Origin of the sequence: Tumebacillus lacus (assembly GCF_026410385.1) — a bacterium.
GTDB classification, from domain to species: domain Bacteria; phylum Bacillota; class Bacilli; order Tumebacillales; family Tumebacillaceae; genus Tumebacillus; species Tumebacillus lacus.
The window spans coordinates 145,654-166,232 of sequence record NZ_JAPMLT010000004.1 but is presented as its reverse complement, the minus strand read 5'-3'; the positions used below and the strand labels follow the sequence as shown (position 1 = coordinate 166,232).

Below are 20,579 nucleotides of genomic sequence, written 5' to 3'. Positions count from 1 at the left end.
GAACGGAAAAAGATCGGAAAAGGAGTTGTGAGCATGATCTATTCCCTCAACTTCAACCTGACCAGCGAAAAGACCGACTACAAAGGTCTCTACCGCGCCCTGCGCAACCACTTCGACGCCTCCATGCGCCTCCTCGACGCGATGTGGATCATCCAGACGGACAAATCGGCCGACGACATCTACAAAGAACTCGGCAATTATTTTGACAACGGCGACTTCGTCATCTTCCAATTGCAAGGCGACTACGAGGGCTGGCTGGACAAGAAAAAATGGGACTTCATAAACGACCTCTTTCTGGAAAAAGTAAAATAGGAAAAGAGCACCCTGCGGCGAGGGTGCTCTTTTGACATATGTGCAGGCGGCGGGCCTGTATGGTGCAAATTAATAGAAACGATAAAGCGACGACTCGATTGATTCGTTCTATTCACTCGTTCGATTGATTTGATCCATTACTCGTCGTTTTTCTTGTCCTTGTCTTTTTCCTTGTCTTTTTCCTTCTTCTCTTTCTTATCATCGTCGTCATCATCTTTATCGTGCCCTTTGCCTTTTTCCCAGCCTTTGTGCTTGCCGTTGTCGTGGCGGCCTTCTGCTTTCGGGTTGTTGCCGTTGCCTTTGGACTCGATCTTGCGTCCGTCGGTGAGTTCGATCTTGACCTCTTCCAGCGCGGCGAGCACCGTCGGGTCGAGGCTGACCTGCCCGCCCTGCAAGGTGGCGGTCAGCGCTTGCTGCAGGTTGAGCGACGCCAGCACCTTCGTCAGGAACTGCTCCGCCACCGCGCCTTTGACCTCGATCTTGCGTCCGCCGATCTCGCCTTCGAGCTTGAGCCCGTCGCCATCGCGGGAGAACTCGATCTTCAGCTCCCCCTGCGTCGTGTTCGACTTCAGCTCAAACTTTTTCACCTGCGCCAAATCAAACTCATTCTTCTGCGCCGAAGCCGGTGCAGTCGGTACCGGAGCAATCGGTTGCTGCAAGACAAACGGATTCGCACTGTCCAGCACGCTCTGCGGCACACTGCCCTCCGGCTGGTTGCCAACCGCTGCCGGCTCCTCCACCGGAGCCGGTGCCGCGCTCGCCACCTCCTGCAACTCCGTCTCCGTCAACGGCTGCGAATCTACAATCGTATGTGACACCCCGCTCGTCGACTCCGCGCTCGCCGCCTCCTTCTCCGTCCCTTCCGCCGCAAACGCAAACACCGAACCGGCCACAAGCACCGGTGCCGCGATCAAAGCAATCTTCCACTGTTTCTTCATCATTCCCTCACTCCTCCGATATTCCTACGCCTTCTTACCTACAAATACGGACCCCGCCAAAAAAGAATGTCGGTCATCCCGTTTTTTGATACGATAAGAAAGTCATCAGGAAAGGTGGAGAACACACGTGAACCGTCAAACCTCAGAACGCTTGTACGAACAAGCCCAACAAGTCATCGTCGGCGGCGTCAATTCCCCGTCCCGCTCTTTCAAAGCGGTCGGCGGCGGCGCTCCGGTGTTTATGGAACGCGGCGAAGGTGCGTATTTCTACGACGTCGACGGCAACCGCTACATCGATTACCTCGCCGCATACGGCCCTCTCATCCACGGCCACGGCAACAAACACATCGCCGAAGCGATCTCCAAAGCCGCCCTCAACGGCACGCTCTACGGCACCCCGACCACCCTTGAAATCGACTTCGCGACGATGATCCGCGACGTGATCCCGTCGATGGAAAAAATTCGCTTCGTCAACTCCGGCACCGAAGCGGTCATGACCACCATCCGCGTCGCCCGCGCCTACACGGGCCGCAACAAGATCATCAAATTCGCCGGCTGCTACCACGGTCACTCCGACCTCGTGCTGGTCGCGGCAGGCTCCGGCCCGTCGACGCTCGGCATCCCGGACTCGGCAGGCATCCCGCAGTCGATTGCGGACGACGTGATCACCGTCCCGTTTAACGACCTCGACGCCTACCAAGCAGCGATGGACAAATGGGGCGACCAGATCGCCGCCGTCCTCGTCGAGCCGATCGTCGGCAACTTCGGCATCGTCATGCCGGAGCATGGCTTCCTGCAAGGCGTCAACGAGATCACCCATGCCCACGGCGCGCTGGTGATCTACGATGAAGTCATCACCGCCTTCCGCTTTATGTACGGCGGCGCTCAAAACCTGCTCGGCGTCACCCCGGACATGACCGCCCTCGGCAAGATCATCGGCGGCGGCCTGCCCATCGGCGCATACGGCGGCCGCGTGGACATCATGGAACAGGTCGCACCGCTCGGCCCGGCCTACCAAGCGGGCACCATGGCGGGCAACCCGGCCTCCATCGCCGCGGGCATCGCGTGCCTGGGGGAACTGCAAAAACCGGGAACCTATGAGCGCATGAACGACCTCGGCCGCCTGCTCGCCGAAGGACTCAAAGACCAAGCCCGCCGCCACGGCCACAAAGTCACCCTCAACCGCTGCGGCGGCGCGTTCGCCCTGTATTTCACCGACCGCCCCGTCAAAAACTACGAAGACGCCAAAGCGGTCGACGGCGACAAATTTGCCCGCTTCTTCAAGCTCCTCCTCGACGAAGGCATCCTCCTCGCCCCGTCCAAATACGAAGCTTGGTTCGTCTCCACCGCCCACACCCCGGAGGACATCTCCTTCACCTTGCAGGCGACGGAGCGCGTGTTTAAGGCGTTGTAATCAAAAAAAGCGCGACTGTCCCTCAGACAGCCGCGCTTTTTTGTTCCATTGTGACACTCCCCGGCAAGGCCCGGTTCAGCACCTCGATATTCTTCCTCACATCGCTCGACTCTCGCCACGCGATCACGCGCAGCCCCAGCCGGAACAGCAGAGATGGCGGTCTCGCCACGATCCGTGCCAGCAAGGCGATCTCCTCATCCTTCCATTGGATCGCCGCGACTTGCTCCACTTCCGTCAGCGGAGCCAGATGCTGAGCAAACTCCCACGCCGCATCCCTTGCTTTTTGCATGCTAAAATTGACGACAGCGTCGGCCACGCGCGGGTCGATCCGGTCCAGCAGCCCGATCCACGGAGACAGTTCGCTGACCTCCGCCTCCACCTCGTCGACCAGACTGCTGAGGATGTTGTTGATCCGCATAAAATCGCCATACAAAGACTTGATCTCTGCCCCTGGACACACCTGTGCAGCCGCGATGCCGAGGTCGAGATTGATATGCGCATTCATTCCGAGCAACAGATGCTGCATGATGATCGGTTGCTTGCGTCCCGCCTGTTCAAACGCAACCTCCCAGCTCTTGCTCGTCGGTCTCCCGTTCAAATAAGCACCCAGCGCCTCCAGATAGCGGTTGGCAAACACCACATCCAAACGCTCCATCCGAGGTCCATTTTCAAAATCACCGGTAAAAATGCCTTCCCGCACCTTCACCGTCACTTTACGATACAATGCCGCAAAATAACCGAGCCGGCTTTTTTCCGAGATTGACCACGCGATGATCTCATCCATCTGCTCAATCACTTCATCAATCGTTCGCGCCCCACCCAGTTGCAAGGAACTCATGCAACTTTCCTCCCTCTCTAAATCACAGTTATCCCAAACAAAATTATCGCTTACTTCACGAATTTATGCAAAAAGAAATCGCCCGGCTCCCGTGAGAGCCAAGGCGATTGATCTCGTTTTATTACAGGCTGTTGCTCGGAGAAACCACCGCTTCAACCGAACGCTTCGACTGGTTGCCCGCCGCGTCCACAGCCGAGATCGCGAAGGTATACGACCAGCCGTTGGTCAGCCCGGTCACCACGAAAGAGGTGTCGGTGATTGGCGTGCTGTTGATCTTCACACCGTCTTGCCAGATGTAGTAACCAGCCAGATCGGTCTCCCCATTGGCAGACCACGCCAGAGTGACCGAGCCGTTGCCCGCCGTCGCGGTCAGACCGGCCGGAGCAGCCGGAGCGGTCAAGTCACGCGGAGTTTCCGGAGCCGGAGACGACGCTTCCGATTCGTTGCCCGAAGTGTCGACAGCCGTTACCGTGTAGACATAGGTGGTGCCGTTGGTCAGCCCCGTCACCGAGTAGAACGCGTCGGTGATCAGCGCACCGTTCACTTTCACGCCGTCTTGGTACAGGTTGTACCCCGCCAGATCGCTATCGGTGTTGGCATCCCATTTCACATCCACTTGTCCATCCAAACCGGTCGTCACCACGCGCTGCGGTACATCCGGCGGCCAGGAGTCTTTCGGAGTCGCGTAGGCGACGTTGGAGTGCGGCGACTCATTGCCGTCCGCATCCACAGCGGTCACGGTGAACGAGTACGTCACACCGTTGGTCAGACCGAGCACCGAGTACGTCGTACCATTAACCAGCGACGTGTTGATCTTCACGCCATCCATGTACACGTTGTACCCGACGATGTTCGGTTCCGTATTGGCATCCCACGACAGGTTCGCTTTGCGGTCACCCGCCACTGCGACGAGGTGGGTAGGAGCGAGCGGGCCGTTGTTTACAGAAACGATTTCATGAAGACGTGAAGCCGTGTATGACTTGTTGCTGACTCGTACTTTTACCGCATTTACCGGCACCGGGAGAACTACTTTCGAAACGTTCGTTCCTACTGTTGCGAGATCATAAGACTTGATTAACGTTCCAGTACTGCTTTGGAAGTAGACTAGCATTTTGCCGTTCCGATCCGAAGAAGAGGGAATGTCATTGATCGCGGCAAAATAGACATGCACTTCTTTCTTGTTGTTGCCGATATTGTAGATTGCATAGCTGGTTGTACGAATCTCAGTAAATGTTTCGAGATCTTTGTCTACCTCATTGACACCGCCGCCATACTCGATGATCGGAGAACCCGGCAACAGGCGAGAAGCAGAGGTGATCACAGCAGTCTTACCCGATTCTTGACCAGCCAAATCTACGGCCGTCACTTGGTACGTGTGATCCTGACCATTCACCAAACCACTGACAACGAAATGCGGAACAGGCACCACTTCGGAATTCAATTTCACACCGTCTTGATATACATTGTACCCGGCGATGTCGCTGGTAGATTCTTGGTTCGCGTTCCATCCGATATATTGTTTCCCATCATACGGATAGACGGCGGTTCCTGTCGGCACGGCTGGTGGTTGGTCTACAAACGTGTCAGACACGTCTACCTCATGGATCGAGTAGTTCCCTGAGATTCGAATCGCAGCGACATTATTCAATTTCAGAGGAATAAAGTCTGTCGAAGCCGGGACTTCAATGCCCTGCAGGGACTTCAGTACATTCCCGCTGGCATCCAGAAATTCAAGTTTTGCATAGGTCATCGCTTTAAAATAGAAACCGGTGATCGTTCTCGGCGAACCGAGGTTCCATTTGGCATAACCCACACTGCCCAAACTAGACGTTGTATTGTCCAAACCATCCGTAAAGGCGCTGTTGACATACCCCTCATCCGGCAAGACATTGCGCAAAAGTCCGCCGGTGGTCGGCGGCGTTGCAGATGCAGACGGAGCCTGAATCGCGCAAAGAGAAAACATCAGGGCCAAACAGCAAAGCAATGATAACATGCGTTTGTACATTTGATTGTCACCTCTTAGAGTAGTGGAATATAAAAACAAGTTCATATTACCTCATTCCATATTTTTACACAAGAGTATTTATACCGAATTTTAAAAAGCGAAATTAAGAACCCCTTGCAACCCTGAATCTACAGGCTTACAAGGGGTCCTCCCTATCGCTTCCATCAAAATCACTTCGTAATCTTAAACTCATCCTCGCTGTACCACTTCCCCGCACCCCCGATGGCGGTCGGGTGCTCCTTCGTCAGCAGGACGGTCGCGGTCTTCGCGTCCCATTCGACGAGATAGCCCAGCGACTCGGCCACTTTGCGCACCGGCAGATACTGCGTGGTGCCTCCGAAATGGACAAAGTGTTTGCTGAAGTTTTGCCCTTTCGCCCCGAGACCGAGCAGCAGTTTCTCTGCCTCCACATAGGACGTGCCGTCCTGCAGCATCAGTTGTCCCAGTGAATAAGGCAACGACGCACCGTTGCGCTTCACTTTAAAAGGCAACTGCACCGTCGGCGTCGCAATCACCGGTGCTTGCGGCGCGGTCCAGTTGACACCGCCGTCGACGCCGAGCACCGCACCTTGACGGGTGTTGTCCGCACCGCCGTACATCTTGCCGGTCGTGTAGTCGAAGATCACGCCCTGCACGTTACCGATGTACGCCGCCTGCTCCTCGAAGGAGTGCCCTTTCGACGTCAACTCCAACCTCGCATCCTGCGTCAACCCTGGCTCCCAGCGCACCGTCGGGTACGCACTGGAATAGATCCCCGGCGCGAGGATCGCCTCTTGGATCGGCATCCGGAAGTCGATCACGTTCATCAGCGTCTGCGCCACGGACGCGATGATCGTCGGTCCCCCCGGCGAGCCGAGCGCCATGAACGGCTTGCCGTCCTGCAGCACCAGCGTCGGCGACATGCTGGACAGCGGGCGCTTGTACGGTTCCACTTGATTGACCCCGCCCGGCACCGCGTCAAAGTCGGTCATCTCGTTGTTCAGCATCACCCCATAGCCCGGCACCATGATCCCCGAACCAAAGACCTGCTCGATCGTCGTCGTGTACGCCACCAGATTGCCCGCTTTGTCCACCACGGAAAAATGGGTCGTCTGCCCGGTCGGATTTTCCGTCTGCGGCACAGCGGCCAACGGCTGCTTCCGCTCCTCGTACTTCCACGGATCACCCGGCTTCACCGCCGCGTTTGCGTAGTTGGGGTTGATCCCCTCCCGGCGTTGCGCGATGTAGCGGTCGTCGAGCAACCCCTTGCGCGGCACGGCCCGGAAGTCCTCGTCGGCCAAATAGGCCGCCCGGTCGGCGTAGCTCAGATGCATCGCCTCGATCAGCCGGTGCAGGTAGTCGGTCGAGTTGTTCCCCATCTTCGGCAGGTTGTAGCCTTCCATCAATTTGAGGATCTCCAACACCGTCAGCCCGCCGGAGCTCGGCGGTGACATCGAGACCACCTCATAGCCTCGATACGTGCCCCGTACCGCCTCCCGCTCTTTCACCTGATAACGTAGCAGATCGTCCTTGGTCATCATCCCGCCCGTCCGCTGCACCTCCGCCACGATAGCGTCGCCGAGCTCACCTTCATACAGCACGTCCGAGCCTTGCTCCGCGACCCGTTTCAACGTGTTCGCCAACTCCGGCTGTTTCAGCGTCTCGCCCTCTTTCAGCGGTTGACCGTTCGGGACAAAGACCGCACCCGCCGTGCCCCATTTTTGCAATTTGGCTGCGTTGTCGGCGATATACTTCGCCGTCGCCCAATTCACCGGCACACCCTCGTCGGCATAGCGGATCGCCGGTTGTGTGACCAGGCTCAGATTCATCGTGCCGTACTTCGCCAACGCTGTCTCCACGCCGAGCAGCGTGCCGGGCACCCCGACCGCATTGCCGTTGGTGTGACGTTCTGCAAACGGGATCGGCTTGCCGTCACGGCCAAGGAACAACTGCGGCGTCGATTTTCCCGGTGCCGTCTCGCGGGAGTCGAGGATCGCGACCTTGTTCTGCTCTTTCAAATAAATCATCAGAAATCCGCCGCCGCCGATCCCCGACATCATCGGCTCGACCACGTTCAACGCCATCTGCACCGCAGCGGCCGCATCTACCGCATTGCCGCCCTGCGAAAGGATCTGTCGTCCCGCTTCCGCTGCCAACGGGTGCGACGCCGAGACGAGCCCTTGCGTCGCTGCCGGTTGCCCGGTCGGAACGCCCGGCAGCCCTGTCTCTGCAGCCCATGCCGTTGCCGGGGCCACCACCAACGTCACAGCCAACGCGCTTGCCGTCCACACATTCCCTCTTCTTGTCATTCGAACCCTCCTCGACTCTTTTCTAACAAATTCACCACTGTTTATAAAATTACGAGACAAACAAAAAAAGACCTGCGCATTTCACGCAGGTCTTTCTCTTCATCCTAAATTACAGAACGTCAGCCAGTTTGTCGAGCATGTCTTTTTTGGACATGTAGCCGACAAGGGTCTTCACGACTTCGCCGTTTTTGAAGACGAGCAGGGTCGGGATGGACATGACGCCGTATTTTTGCGAGGTCGCCGGGTTTTCGTCGACGTTGAGCTTGCCGATCGTCAGCTTTTCGGACGTTTCAGCTGCGACATCGTCGAGAACCGGAGCGAGCATTTTGCACGGGCCGCACCAAGCTGCCCAGAAGTCCACGAGGACCGGCTTGTCGCTGGTCGAGATCGTGTCTTGGAAGTTAGCGTCGGTAACGGTAACGATGGATTCGTGTGCCATGAGAAAGTACCCTCCTGTGATCAGATCGTAACAGAATTAAACTGCGACGACTTCTTTGATTTCCGGTACTGCTGCGCGGATCGTGCGCTCGATGCCCATTTTCAGGGTCATCGTGCTCATCGGGCAACCGCCGCAAGCGCCGGTCATGCGGATCGATGCGATGCCGGTTTCGGCGTCTACATCGACGAGTTCAGCGTCGCCGCCGTCCGATTGCAGACCCGGGCGAACTTTGTCAAGAGCTTCCTGTACGCGTGCGCGAAGATCTTCCATGTTGTGTATGCCTCCATTCTGATGCGGTTTGATGTCAAGTAGTAGAAAGAACTAGCAAAAGCCTAGTCATACGTCACTAGTATAAGCGGAATGAATCATGATCATTCTGCCGTGACGATGGGTATCTTTTGCTTCAGTATAGAAAAACGTCTGAAACCAGTCTGTGAGGTTCGTTACATCTTCCCATCCCACTCGCCGTGCAAACGCGAGAGAAACTCCTCCATCACCCGATGCCGCTCCGCTGCCAACTTCTTGGCAAACTCCGTGTTCATGCGGTCTTTCAGCAACAGCAGCTTTTCATAGAAATGGTTGACCGCCGTGCTCTTGCCGTGCCGATACTCCTGTGCCGTCATCTCCTCACGCGGCTTTTGCTCCGGGTCGTGGATCAGTTGCCCCTTCCAGCCGGAGTACGCAAAACAGCGGGCGATGCCGACCGCGCCGATCGCGTCCAGCCGGTCGGCGTCCTGCACCACGCGGCCTTCCAGCGTGCGCATGCCCGCCCCGTTGCCGCCTTTGAACGACATCGTCGAGATGATCTCCATCACATGTGCCGACTCGTCCGTCTCCACCTCGTGCTCCCTAAGCCACGCCCGCACTTTTTCCAGCCCGGCCGCTTCGCTCTCATTGAGCTTTTCATCGGCGATGTCGTGCAGCAGCGCCGCCAGTTCACAGACGAACGGGTCTGCCCCCTCCTCGTGCGCGATGGTGCGCGCCAACTGCGTCACGCGATGGATGTGCCACCAGTCGTGACCGCTGCTGTCCTGCTCCAAAACGTCGCGGGCAAACGCTGTCGCCTGCGCCAAAATGCTCTCTTTGTCCATCTCGGTCCTCCGTCCTGATCCGATGCCTTCGAATGCTTCTTCTCTATTTTAGAGAAAGAAGCCTCACTTTGCATCTCCCTCTGCCGGGTTCAGGTCGGGCAGTTGCAAAGGCGGCAGGAGGTCGGTCGTGCCACCAGTGCCTTTGATCGTCTGCTGGCCTTGCGAGTTGAGCACCACTTGCGGCACGTCGCCCATCATCACGAGGTAGGCGATCGGCACTTTCGTCTTCAGTTCGGAGGGCTGGGTCGTGAACGGCACGACGACCGTCGTATGCACATCGATCTCCAGATAGAGGATATGCACCGTCTGGTTGACCCCTTTCTCGTGCGTCTCCCAACCGACTTCCGAACGCACATGGCCGCCCGGTCGGATCTTGATCGGGATCGCCGGACCGATGGAGGAGAGGATCGTCGAGTCGGCCGCCATCCCGGCCGGCAGATGGATCTCCTTTTCCTGCAGACCGTGGAGCACGTCCTGAATATCCTGCGTCACCGCGTATTGAATGCGCGACGCCTCTTGGAGATTGAAAAAACCGGCCGTCACTTTTCCGGACGAATTTTCCTTGAGATTGATCAACTTCTCATAATTCGTCTCCTGCGTGATCCGTTTGGCAATCGAATCGTTGATCGCTTCCGATGCCACTTCTTTGGAATACAACTCCGCGACTTTGATGAAGGCCGGACGCAGATTGTCCTCCAGATAATTCACCGTCTGGATCGTCGAGAACAGCAACAGGACGAGCAGCGCAAAGAGCACAAACCGCCAGTTCACTTTGCGGCGTCCCACGCGCATTCGCTTCCTCATCACAGGCAGCCCCCTCCTTCCCTACATCACACTATATGTGGCGGGGGTACAGGCGTAGAAGGCTCGTTGACAGAGTATTCGTAAGGTGTTACGATTACCAAGTAAGCCAATTCAATACGTTTCACTCTTATCCAGAGAGGTGGAGGGACTGGCCCTACGAAACCTCGGCAACCGATTGATCAGGTGCTAATTCCAGCAAAGCGTTTCCGATGCTTTGGCAGATAAGAGCGGCTCCCGCACCATACATCCGTATGTCACGTACAGCCCTCTTTCTTGTTTGCCAAGGAAAGAGGGCTTTTTATATCTCCGGAGGAGGCTGTGCGACCATGGGTTCAACACTTTTCCACGACCAATTGCGAAAGAAAATTCTCATCTTGGACGGCGCGATGGGCACGATGCTTCAGCAGGCACATCTGACCGCCGCAGACTTTGGCGGTGAAGATCTGGACGGCTGCAATGAAAACCTCGTGCTCACCCGCCCCGATGTGATCCTCAATATCCACGAGACCTATCTGGCGGCAGGCGCCGACATCATCGAGACCAACACGTTCGGCGCGACAGACATCGTCCTCGCCGAGTACGGCCTCGAACATCTCGTCGAAGAGATCAATGTCGCCGCTTCGAAAATTGCCAAAGAAGCGGCCGTCCGCTATTCCACGCCGGAATGGCCGCGCTTTGTCGCAGGGAGTATCGGCCCGACCACCAAAACGCTGTCCGTCACCGGCGGCGTCACCTTTGAAAGTCTCGTCGAGTCCTACTACGGCCAAGTCCGCGCCCTCTTGATCGGCGGCGTCGACGTGCTGCTCTTGGAAACGATCCAAGACACGCTCAACGTCAAAGCCGCGTCGATCGGCGTAAAAAAAGCGTTTGCCGAACTCGGCGTCGAAGTGCCGGTGATGATCTCCGGCACCATCGAGCCGATGGGCACCACGCTGGCCGGACAGAACATCGAATCGTTTTACGTCTCGCTGGAACATCTCAAGCCGGTCTCCATCGGCCTGAACTGCGCGACCGGCCCGGAGTTCATGCGCGACCACCTGCGCACCCTGTCCGATCTCGCCGGCTGCTCCGTCTCCTGCTACCCGAACGCAGGGCTCCCCGACGAGGACGGCCACTACCACGAGACGCCGGCCGGCCTGGCCAAGAAACTGGCCGGTTTTGCCGAAAAGGGCTGGTTAAACATCGCGGGCGGCTGTTGCGGCACCACGCCGGATCATATCCGCGCCATCCATGAAGCGTTGAAAGACTTCACCCCGCGTCCCCCGGCGACGCCGCATCTTCCGGCCGTGTCCGGCATCGAGACCGTGTTTGTCGAGCCGGACAACCGTCCGCTGATCGTCGGTGAGCGCACCAACGTCCTCGGCTCGAAAAAGTTCCGCACCCTGATCGTCGAAGGCAAATACGAGGAAGCGTCCGAGATCGCCCGTGCCCAAGTCAAAAAAGGCGCGCACGTCATCGACATCTGCCTCGCCGACCCGGACCGCGACGAGATCGCCGACATGAAACAATTCCTCGAGTTCGTCACCAAAAAAGTCAAAGTGCCGCTGATGATCGACTCGACCAACAAAGACGTGTTCGAATTTGCCCTCCGCTATTCGCAAGGCAAAGCGATCCTCAACTCCACCAACCTCGAAGACGGCGTGGAGAAACTGGTCTCCGTCGCGCCGATCATCAAAAAATACGGCGCGGCTGTCGTCGTCGGCACCATCGACGAACAAGGCATGGCCGTCACCCGCGAACGCAAACTGGAAGTGGCAAAACGCTCCTACGAGATCCTCGTCGGCGAGCACGGCATCGACCCGCGCGACCTGATCTTCGACCCGCTCGTCTTCCCGGTCGGCACCGGCGACGAGCAATACATCGGCTCCGCACGGGAGACGGTCGAAGGCATCCGCTTGATCAAAGAAGCGCTGCCGGAGGTCCAGATGATCCTCGGCGTCTCGAACATCTCGTTCGGTCTGCCGGGAGCGGGCCGCGAAGTGCTCAACGCCGTCTTCCTCTACCACTGCACCAAGGCGGGCCTCGACTACGCCATCGTCAACTCGGAGAAACTGGAGCGCTACGCTTCGATCCCGGAGGAAGAACGCCGTCTGGCGGAAGACCTGCTCTTCAACACCAACGACGAGACGCTGGCGACGTTCACCGCCTTCTACCGCGAGAAAAAAGTCACCCAAAAAGTCGACGTCTCCACCCTGACCCTCGAAGAGCGGCTGGCCGGCTACGTCGTCGAAGGCACCAAAGAAGGGCTGATCCCGGATCTGAACGAAGCCCTGAAGACCTACACCCCGCTCGAAGTGATCAACGGCCCGCTCATGCGCGGCATGGAAGAGGTCGGTCGCCTCTTCAACGCCAACGAACTGATCGTCGCCGAAGTGTTGCAGTCGGCCGAGGTCATGAAGGCGTCCGTCGCCCATCTGGAACAATTCATGGAAAAATCGGATGCGAGCCTCAAAGGCAAGATCCTGCTCGCCACCGTCAAAGGCGATGTCCATGACATCGGCAAAAACCTCGTCGAGATCATCCTCGGCAACAACGGCTACCAGATCGTTAACCTCGGCATCAAAGTCGCGCCGGAGCAACTGATCGCCGCCGTCCGTGCGGAAAAGCCGGACGCGATCGGCCTGTCCGGTCTGCTCGTCAAATCGGCGCAGCAGATGGTGATCACCGCCCAAGACTTGAAAGCGGCCGGGATCGACGTCCCGATCCTCGTCGGCGGCGCGGCTCTGACCCGCAAATTCACCTCCAACCGCATCGCGCCGGAGTACAGCGGCCTCGTGCTCTACGCCAAAGACGCGATGGACGGTCTCGACATCGCCAACCGCATCGGCCACCCGGAAGAGCGTGAACGTCTGCTCTTGGAGCAGCAGGCTCATCTGGACGCGCTCATCAGCGCCGACAGCGGCCTCGCACAGGCGGCGGCCGCCAAAGCGCCGGTGCCGGACCGCTCGCCGATCATCGACTCGGCAGACGTGTTGCTCCCGCCGGATCTGGAGCGTCACGTCCTGCGCGACTACCCGGTCGGGCATCTGCAGCCGTACCTCAACCTGCGGATGCTGCTCGGCAAGCACCTCGGACTGAAAGGCAACGTCGAAGCCCTGCTCAAAGAAGGCGATGAAAAAGCGAACGAACTGCTCGGCGTCGTCAACCAACTGCTCGACGAAGCCAAGACGCAAGGCACGATCAAACCGCAGGGCCTCTATCGCTGGTTCCCTGCACAGTCCAGCGGCAACCGCGTCGTGATCTACGACCCGCAGGATCACTCCCGCGTGCTGGAGACGTTCGATTTCCCTCGCCAGCAGGAAGAACCGTACCTGTGCCTGAGCGACTTCCTCAAGCCGGTGGAGAGCGGCGAGATGGACTATGTCGGCTTCCTGACCGTCACGGCAGGGGCGGGCATCTCCGCCCTTGCCAACCGCTGGAAAGACGAAGGTCAATATCTGCGCTCACACGTCCTGCAAGCATTGGCACTGGAGCTCGCCGAAGCGTTCGCCGAGCGCGTCCATCACATCATGCGCGACGCGTGGGGCTTCCCGGACCCGGCCGAACTGACGATGAACGAGCGATTTGGTGCCCGCTACCAAGGCATCCGCGTCTCCTTCGGCTACCCGGCCTGCCCGAACCTCGAAGATCAGTCGCAGTTGTTCCGCCTGCTCAGCCCGCAAGACATCGGGGTGGAGCTCACCGACGGCTTCATGATGGAGCCGGAAGCCAGCGTCTCGGCGATGGTGTTCGCCCATCCGCAAGCGCGTTATTTCAACGCGTAGCCCATGCAAAAAGCCCCTGCCGCATTCGACGCGGCAGGGGCTTTTTTTATTAGTAGCTGTACGACTCGATGATCGTGCGCATCGTGTGGTCGGCCAGTTGCGGCACTTGGTAGTAGCCGTTGTAGTTGAGGAATTGCCAGCACTCATACGCCATCTCTTGGCAAGTGTTCGCACCGGTCGCGTGGTACTGACGGATCTGCGGTTGCACGCACTCCAGCGCCCAGGTCATCGCCGTGCGCGCGCCCGCTTTGTGCAGATCGAGAGCCACCTGTGCGATCGTGCGGTCGGACAGCGTCGTCGTGCCCGGGTTCGGAGCCGGAGATTGCGGGTGGTTCAAGCCGATCTGCGTGCGCTCATAGACGTTCATCTGCGGCGTGTGCGGCAGATTCGTCTGCATGCCGTGGTTCATCAGCAGAGCCAGACCTTGGTTGTACCCTTGCACCATGCGGCGTTGCTGGTTGGTCAGGATGTCGCGCAGATGCGGATCTTGCGCCTGCGAGATCATCACGCCGTACAGTTCGATATGCGCCGCTTTCGTGCGCAGTGCCTCTTGCGTCTCCAAAAACTCATGCGCACCGAAACGCAGCCCGCTGCCGTTGTCATTTTGCATCCCCATGTTTTGCCCTTGCATCGTGTTTTGGGTGCGGTATGGTGTTTGATAACGGTTTTGAGTTTGCGTTTGAGTGCCGCCGTACTGATTTTGATTGCCATATTGATTTTGATTGGCAAATTGGTTTTGTTGCGTCCCATACTGATTCTGGTAGCGGTTCATGATCGTTCCTCCCTTGGCATTCAATCGGGTTTCTTCATGACGCTTTTAGAATGCAGTACGGGAACGCAATTTATGCGTGTTACTTCCCTTCCGTCAGACGCAGGAACTCCTCTACATCACCAAGCGCGATGTCGACCGCGCTCTGCCAGAATTCCGGCTGCGTCAGATCGACGCCGAGGTGCTTTTGCGCGAGATCTTCGACGGTCATCGAGCCGGTGTCGCGGAGCAGCGCCACATACTTTTTGGAGAACTCCGGGCCTTCTGCCAGCGCACGGGCGTAGACCCCGGTGGAGAACAGGAAGCCGAAAGTATACGGGAAGTTGTAGAACGGCACGCCCGTCGAGTAGAAATGCAGTTTCGACGCCCAGAAGTGCGGATGGTAGAGATCGAGCGCACCTTTGTACGACTTTTGCTGCGCTTCCACCATCAGCTCGTTGAGGCGGTCAACGCTGACGAGGCCGTTTTTGCGCTCCGCATAGAAATTGTTTTCAAACTGGAAACGGGCATGGATGTCCAAGAAGAACGCCACGCAGCGCTGCAGTTTGTCTTCCAACATCGCGATCCGCTCGTCATCCGACTGCGCCTGTTTCAACGCCGCATCAGACACGATCAACTCCGCAAACGTCGACGCCGTCTCCGCCACGTTCATCGCATAGGACTGGAGCATCGGCGGCAGGTCTTTCATTACTTCGTTGTGGTACGCGTGACCCAGTTCGTGCGCGAGGGTCGCCACGTTGGACATCGAACCGTCGTAGGTCATGAAAATGCGCGACTGCCCCTGTTGCGGGAACGACGTGCAGAATCCGCCCGGACGCTTGCCGGGGCGATCTTCCGCCTCGATCCAACGCTCGTCAAACGCGCGCTTGGCAAACGCCGCCATGTCCGGCGAGAACTTTTCAAAGTGTTCGAGGATAAAGGCCGCCCCTTGGTCATAGCTCAGCTTGGAGTTCGCTTCGCCCACCGGCGCGTATTGGTCAAAATAGGACAGCTTCTCCACGCCGAGCAGCTTGGCCTTGCGGTTCAGGTACTGGACGAGGACGTCTTTGTTGCGTTCGACCGTGTCCCACATCGCGTCGAGCGTCGCCTGCGACATGCGGTTGATGTCAAGCGGCTCCTTCAGCACCGACTCCCAGCCGCGATGCTTGTAGACCTGCACGCGGAATCCGGCGAGGTGGTTCAACGCCGTGGAGATCAAATCCGATTTTTCAGCAAACGCCTCTTCCCACGCGGCAAATGCTTTCACGCGCACGTCGCGGTCCGGGTGCGAGTACATGTTTTGCAGTTGACCCACCGACAGTTTGACCGGCTGCCCGTCTTTCTCAAACGGTACGGAGATCGAGCCGATCACCGTGTTGTACAGCGACTGCCACGCATGGTAGCCGTCGACCGACAGATCGCCGATCAAAGCTTCCTGCTCGGTCGGGAGCTTTTGGCTCGCGATCAGTCGACGCTCCGTGATCGGGAACGCGACCGCTGCCAGACGCTCGTCGGCGACAACAGCCGCCCACTCCACATCGCTCGCGGCGAGGGTGTGCTTATCCAGTTGCGTCATCGCCGACTGATAGGCAGCGTACAAGCTTTGCACGCGACCGTGGTGGATCTTCGCTTTCCCATCTTTGACGTTTTGCGCCATCAGGCAGGAGCAGAACGCCATCGCCTGTTTGATCAGACGCTGCGTGTCTTGGGCGCGGGTGAACAACCCCACCCACGTTTCTTGATCCGGCTTTTGCTGCTCGAGAGCGGCGACACCGGCTTGCAGAGCGTGGATCATCTCTTGCAACTCTTCCAGATGCGCGGTAAACTGCGGCGACTCGCTGCCGCCCGGGAACAGGACGTCGAGGTCCCAGTTTTGATCTAACGTTTGCACGGACAAACCCTCCGTTTCAGATACCAAAAATATGTAAGACTTCTCCTATGATCATACCACAATCCACGGTAAAACAGACCAATCGGTCTATTAAAAAAATGCCCCTGCGTAAATCATGCCATTCATAGACGCCCCCGCTCCGACCCATGCTACGGAAAAGACCCGTGTGTCAAAAAGGAGGTCGTTGCTTTCGTGATTCGTCGCTTCCCTGCATGTGCCCTCTCGTTCCTCCTGTTCTGCACCGCGCTGTTTCCGATGCCTGCCGTGGCACAGTCGGCAGATGAGATCGCTGCTTTGCGGCAGTACGCTCCGACCGATCTCGACAGCCACTGGGCAGCCGATACCCTGAACGACGCCATCCACGCCGACATCGTAAAAGGCTACCCGACCGGTGTCGCTCCCGGTGTGGTGGAGGTGCGTCCGAACGCCTCGATCACCCGCGCCGAGTTCGTCACCCTGCTCGTGCGGGCCACCGGTCTAACCAGCAACGCACCAGCGAAAACGTTTACCGACGTTCCGAGCGGCACCTGGTTCAGCGAGCCGATCCGGATCGCGTCGTCGCTTGGCATCGTCAACGGCTACGAATACAACCAGTTCCTGCCGACCAAACAGATCCGCCGCGACGAGATGGCCGCCTTGATCGTGCGGGCGTTTGAACACAACATCTCGTGGCAGCCGGTGACCGCGCCGCCCTTCCTCGACGTCCCCGCCTACTGGGCGGCCGACGCGATCAACCGGGCGACCGCCGTCAAGATCGTCAACGGCAAAGGAGACGGCAAATACTTCCCCGCCGACATCGCCACCCGCGCCGAGGCGGTCACCGTGCTCTCCCGCGCCTTGCATCTCGAATCAAGCGCGTTGCCGACCGACGACCGGCTCAACGCCGTCGTCCTCGCCGACCTGCGCGAACGGCAGACCGCCTTCAACGCCCGCAACTTCGCGGAGCTTGAAGCGATCAACTCCCGCTACTCCACCGGCGCGCAGCATGCGATGATGCGCTATGCATTCTCCACGTTGCAATCTCTGCTCACCGACCCGGAAGCCCCGGCCGGCCTGACGATGGAGATCCGCCGCACTGAGACCCCGTCCGCCCGCGTCCTGCAAAAATCCAATCGCTATGCCACCGTCGAACTGACCGGCGGCCGCTTCGACCTCCTCTTCACCGTCCCCGGCGCAGCACCGGAGGTCTCCCCCGACGACTCCAGCGGCCTCGTCTACCTCAAAAAAATGCCCGACGGCTCCTGGAAAATGTATTCGGCACACCCACCTGAAGCGGCGTGATGTAGAGAAAAGCCTCCGGTCAAATCATTTTGACCAGAGGCTCTCTTCTACTTCTGCGTGACTTTCATAAACTCACCAAAGCGAATATCATCGATCAACCAAACATCCTGCACTTTTATCACTTTCAACCCAAGACGAGACACATAGACTTCCCGCACGGGGTTATATTCGATTTGAACATTCACCAGATAGCCTGACTCATTGTCTCGTACCTGTTGGGTTTCAAAGATCTTTACATCGGTGACCTCGGGCAGACGTTGTCCTCCCTTCACCGACTCACGCAGACGATCAAGGTTTCCAAACCGCTCTTTTAAGATCTCTTGCACCTCTGGAGTCGCATGTTCCATCCCTCCGATATCGGTATCCGTCTCGCGATCTTTCATGGTCAGTACTTTCCTTGAAAAATCGATCGCTGTCTGCTCCGCCTGTTCTTTCTCCCTCTCTTCTCCCACCGAACACCCGGAAAGGAAGCATACAAATAAAAGTCCCGCCAACCGAGCAAGGCCTCGTTTCAAAGAAACACCACCTCTCATTGCATAAAAAGTAATATATAAAAAGCCTCCTGTCCATCACTTCGACAGGAGGCCTTCCCTTTTTGTTCTGCTACTTCTTCACTTGCACGCCATTCAAATAAAGATCCAAGATCAGGTCGATCTCCTTCTCTTCTTCCTCAAAGGAGAACACATCCCCGAGCGTTTCGCTCATCAGGACGTAGCCGAACACCATGCTCATGAACACGCGCATCGCCCGGGTCGGGTCGATGTCCTCTCGGAAGTTGCCGCGCTGTTGCTCTTCCCGCACAAAGGCGGTGGCGAGCTCGACGACTTTGGGGAGCACTTGTTTGATCGGTTCGAGCAGTTCCGGGTGGTAGGCCGCCTCGACCGCCATCGTCTTGACCAGCGGCAGGTTGTTGCGGATCAGTCGCGACCGATCCACCATCAGGTCCCGCAGCACATCGGCCAGTTCCCGGTCCTTGCTGCCATTCAACACCTTCTCGATGCCAGCCAGCACGAACGGGCGCAACACCCGTGCGGTCAGCGGCACGAGCAGGCCGCGCAGCAGATCTTTTTTCGTTTTAAAATAATTGAAGATCGTGCCTTCCGAAACGCCCGCTTCTTTAGCGACTTCACTCGTGCGGGACGCGCTGAATCCCTTTTCCGAAAACACGCGCACCGCCGCTTCGAGGATCTTCAGATGTTTTTCCGTCAAGATCTTCTCTTCGCCCAGATCGAGTTCGAGATCGGGCAACAGATCTTTTTTCTCTTCCTGTTCCGCCATCCGGTTCACTCCCAACCCGCTCGGTCTGAGTGGTTACTCACCTTACAGTCTAGCTGATCTTGTCCCGTTCTGCAAGCGGCGACCGCGCAACACCCACGGGTAGAACACGATGCCGACGACCAGCAGTCCCACGCCCAGCGAGAACGTCTTGAGATCGGCCGTGCCCGCTTTGATGACCCACAGCGAGTAGATCGCCGCTAAGGCCGCCACGATGCCGTCGGTGATGCGGCTGCGACCTTGTTCGCCTGCGAGGTAGGTCTCGCCGGAGACGACCAATTTGAGCTGATAGATCGACGCGATGATATAAGGAACCAGATACGCAAGCGTCGCGACGAAGATGACAAAGTCAAACGCCTTCGACACCGAGTTGGAGATCGTCGAGAAGATAAACAATTGCGAGCCGAGGTTGGACAGCCACAGAGCCACGACCGGCGCGCCTTTTTTGTTCTCTTTTTTGAAGACCGGGAGGAAGATGCCTTGCTTGGCTGCTTGGTACGGCACTTCCGAGGCCAGCATGATCCAGCCGACCGTCGTCCCGAGCAGCGAGATCAGACCAAGGCCGGCCATCAGGTAGGAGCCGGACGACCCGACCACGACAGACAGCGCATCGACGAGCGGCTTTTCCGACGCGATCAGTTGATCTTGGGTCAGAGTGCCCATGACGAGCACGGTGATGCCCATGTAAATGACCAGCGCGATCGACAGACCGATGATCGTCGCCTTTTTTACGTCCGATTGTTTGCGTGCGCGGTTCGAGAAGACGATCGCCGACTCGACGCCGACAAACGCCCACAGCGTCGCCACAGCCGCCGCGTTGATCTGGCCGAGCAGCGGCACGCTCGCGCCCGCTTCATCAAATCGCGGCGCATCCATCGGCAGCAGATTCGACGACTGGAAAGCGAACAGAGCCGCGATGATAAACAACGCAAAGCCGAGCACTTTCGCGGTCGTCGCCACAAAGTTTACTTTGCCCGCGCCTTCCATGCCGCGCAGGACCAGCGTGTGCATGCCCCACAGCAGCACGGAGCAGGTGAGGAACGTCAGCACGTTGCCGACGCGCAGGTCGGTGCCGAAAGCGGTAAACCAGACCGCTTCGCTGCTCAGGATCGGCAGGAAGGTGGAGAGGTACGAAGCAAACGTCGTGATGATCGCCACGTTTCCTGCGAAGTTTGCCACCCAATAGCCCCAGGCGACCAAATAGCCGGACAGAGTGGACGCGCCGGAGCCTTTTTTAAACAACGCCATCGCGTACATCTGCGGACCGCCGTTCAACTCCGGCTTGCGCATTGCCAGATTGCCAAAGACGAGCGCCGTCATCAAAACACCGGCGCCGGTGAGCAGCCACGCCAGCAGCACGCCCGACGGGGATGCGACCTCCGCCAGCGAGCGCGGGAGCATAAAGATCCCGGAGCCCACCATATTCCCGACGACAAGCGCCGTCAAGACCCATAAACCTAACTTGTTGTTTGACATGATGTGTGTCTTCCT

17 protein-coding genes and 1 riboswitch are annotated in these 20,579 nt (G+C 58.0%); of the genes, 4 read left to right on the top strand and 13 right to left on the bottom strand.

Annotated features, from left to right (window positions below):
* The first annotated feature begins 33 nt into the window (after positions 1-33).
* Positions 34-312 carry a hypothetical protein gene (locus OS242_RS10105; RefSeq protein ID WP_267151564.1) on the top strand — a complete coding sequence of 93 codons (279 nt, stop codon included), beginning with the start codon at positions 34-36 and terminating at the stop codon, positions 310-312.
* Between the two features lie 137 nt (positions 313-449).
* Here the strand turns inward: OS242_RS10105 and OS242_RS10100 are convergent, their stop codons facing one another.
* The gene (locus OS242_RS10100; protein WP_267151563.1) at positions 450-1,250 is read right to left on the bottom strand and encodes a hypothetical protein; all 801 of its coding nucleotides are present in this window, start codon (positions 1,248-1,250) and stop codon (positions 450-452) included.
* Between the two features lie 127 nt (positions 1,251-1,377).
* Between OS242_RS10100 and OS242_RS10095 the strand changes: the two genes are divergently transcribed.
* A complete protein-coding gene (locus OS242_RS10095) occupies positions 1,378-2,664 on the top strand; it encodes a glutamate-1-semialdehyde 2,1-aminomutase (RefSeq protein ID WP_267151562.1) in 1,287 nt (428 codons plus the stop codon).
* A gap of 22 nt (positions 2,665-2,686) precedes the next feature.
* Here OS242_RS10095 and OS242_RS10090 read toward each other — a convergent pair whose 3' ends face one another.
* From OS242_RS10090 to yunB, 7 genes are all read right to left on the bottom strand, one after another.
* Positions 2,687-3,502: a DUF5995 family protein gene (locus OS242_RS10090; RefSeq protein ID WP_267151561.1), complete on the bottom strand. Its 816-nt coding sequence runs from the start codon at positions 3,500-3,502 to the stop codon at positions 2,687-2,689.
* Between the two features lie 121 nt (positions 3,503-3,623).
* Positions 3,624-5,507, bottom strand: a complete 1,884-nt coding sequence (locus OS242_RS10085; RefSeq protein ID WP_267151560.1) for a fibronectin type III domain-containing protein — start codon at positions 5,505-5,507, stop codon at positions 3,624-3,626.
* Positions 5,508-5,677: 170 nt separating this feature from the next.
* Positions 5,678-7,795 carry a gamma-glutamyltransferase gene (gene ggt / locus OS242_RS10080; protein ID WP_267151559.1) on the bottom strand — a complete coding sequence of 706 codons (2,118 nt, stop codon included), beginning with the start codon at positions 7,793-7,795 and terminating at the stop codon, positions 5,678-5,680.
* Positions 7,796-7,904: 109 nt separating this feature from the next.
* Positions 7,905-8,234, bottom strand: a complete 330-nt coding sequence (gene trxA, locus OS242_RS10075; protein WP_267151558.1) for a thioredoxin — start codon at positions 8,232-8,234, stop codon at positions 7,905-7,907.
* 36 nt (positions 8,235-8,270) lie between these two features.
* Positions 8,271-8,504 (bottom strand): NifU family protein, encoded by a 234-nt coding sequence (locus OS242_RS10070; RefSeq protein WP_267151557.1) that lies wholly within the window; start codon positions 8,502-8,504, stop codon positions 8,271-8,273.
* Positions 8,505-8,677: 173 nt separating this feature from the next.
* Entirely contained in the window at positions 8,678-9,325 is a 648-nt protein-coding gene (locus OS242_RS10065; protein ID WP_267151556.1) for an HD domain-containing protein, read from the bottom strand.
* Between the two features lie 63 nt (positions 9,326-9,388).
* Positions 9,389-10,129 (bottom strand): sporulation protein YunB, encoded by a 741-nt coding sequence (gene yunB / locus OS242_RS10060; protein ID WP_267151555.1) that lies wholly within the window; start codon positions 10,127-10,129, stop codon positions 9,389-9,391.
* A gap of 124 nt (positions 10,130-10,253) precedes the next feature.
* Positions 10,254-10,357, top strand: a riboswitch (SAM riboswitch).
* 98 nt (positions 10,358-10,455) lie between these two features.
* Here yunB and metH point away from each other — a divergent pair.
* The gene (metH, locus tag OS242_RS10055; RefSeq protein ID WP_267151554.1) at positions 10,456-13,893 is read left to right on the top strand and encodes a methionine synthase; all 3,438 of its coding nucleotides are present in this window, start codon (positions 10,456-10,458) and stop codon (positions 13,891-13,893) included.
* Between the two features lie 49 nt (positions 13,894-13,942).
* Here the strand turns inward: metH and OS242_RS10050 are convergent, their stop codons facing one another.
* Both OS242_RS10050 and OS242_RS10045 read right to left on the bottom strand, forming a co-directional pair.
* On the bottom strand, positions 13,943-14,665 hold the full coding sequence (locus OS242_RS10050; RefSeq protein ID WP_267151553.1) for a spore coat protein: 723 nt from the start codon (positions 14,663-14,665) through the stop codon (positions 13,943-13,945).
* A 79-nt stretch (positions 14,666-14,744) separates the two neighbouring features.
* Positions 14,745-16,532, bottom strand: a complete 1,788-nt coding sequence (locus tag OS242_RS10045; protein WP_267151552.1) for a M3 family oligoendopeptidase — start codon at positions 16,530-16,532, stop codon at positions 14,745-14,747.
* A 192-nt stretch (positions 16,533-16,724) separates the two neighbouring features.
* Here OS242_RS10045 and OS242_RS10040 point away from each other — a divergent pair, with 192 nt between their 5' ends.
* Entirely contained in the window at positions 16,725-17,813 is a 1,089-nt protein-coding gene (locus tag OS242_RS10040) for an S-layer homology domain-containing protein (protein ID WP_267151551.1), read from the top strand.
* A gap of 47 nt (positions 17,814-17,860) precedes the next feature.
* On the opposite strand, the gene OS242_RS10035 is transcribed toward OS242_RS10040, so the two are convergent.
* The 3 genes from OS242_RS10035 to OS242_RS10025 all read right to left on the bottom strand — a co-directional run bounded on the left by OS242_RS10035 (position 17,861) and on the right by OS242_RS10025 (position 20,564).
* Positions 17,861-18,328 carry a hypothetical protein gene (locus OS242_RS10035; RefSeq protein WP_267151550.1) on the bottom strand — a complete coding sequence of 156 codons (468 nt, stop codon included), beginning with the start codon at positions 18,326-18,328 and terminating at the stop codon, positions 17,861-17,863.
* 88 nt (positions 18,329-18,416) lie between these two features.
* Positions 18,417-19,091 (bottom strand): TetR/AcrR family transcriptional regulator, encoded by a 675-nt coding sequence (locus OS242_RS10030; protein ID WP_267151549.1) that lies wholly within the window; start codon positions 19,089-19,091, stop codon positions 18,417-18,419.
* Positions 19,092-19,133: 42 nt separating this feature from the next.
* Complete coding sequence (locus OS242_RS10025; protein WP_267151548.1) at positions 19,134-20,564, bottom strand: amino acid permease; 1,431 nt, start codon at positions 20,562-20,564, stop codon at positions 19,134-19,136.
* Between the last annotated feature and the right edge of the window lie 15 nt (positions 20,565-20,579).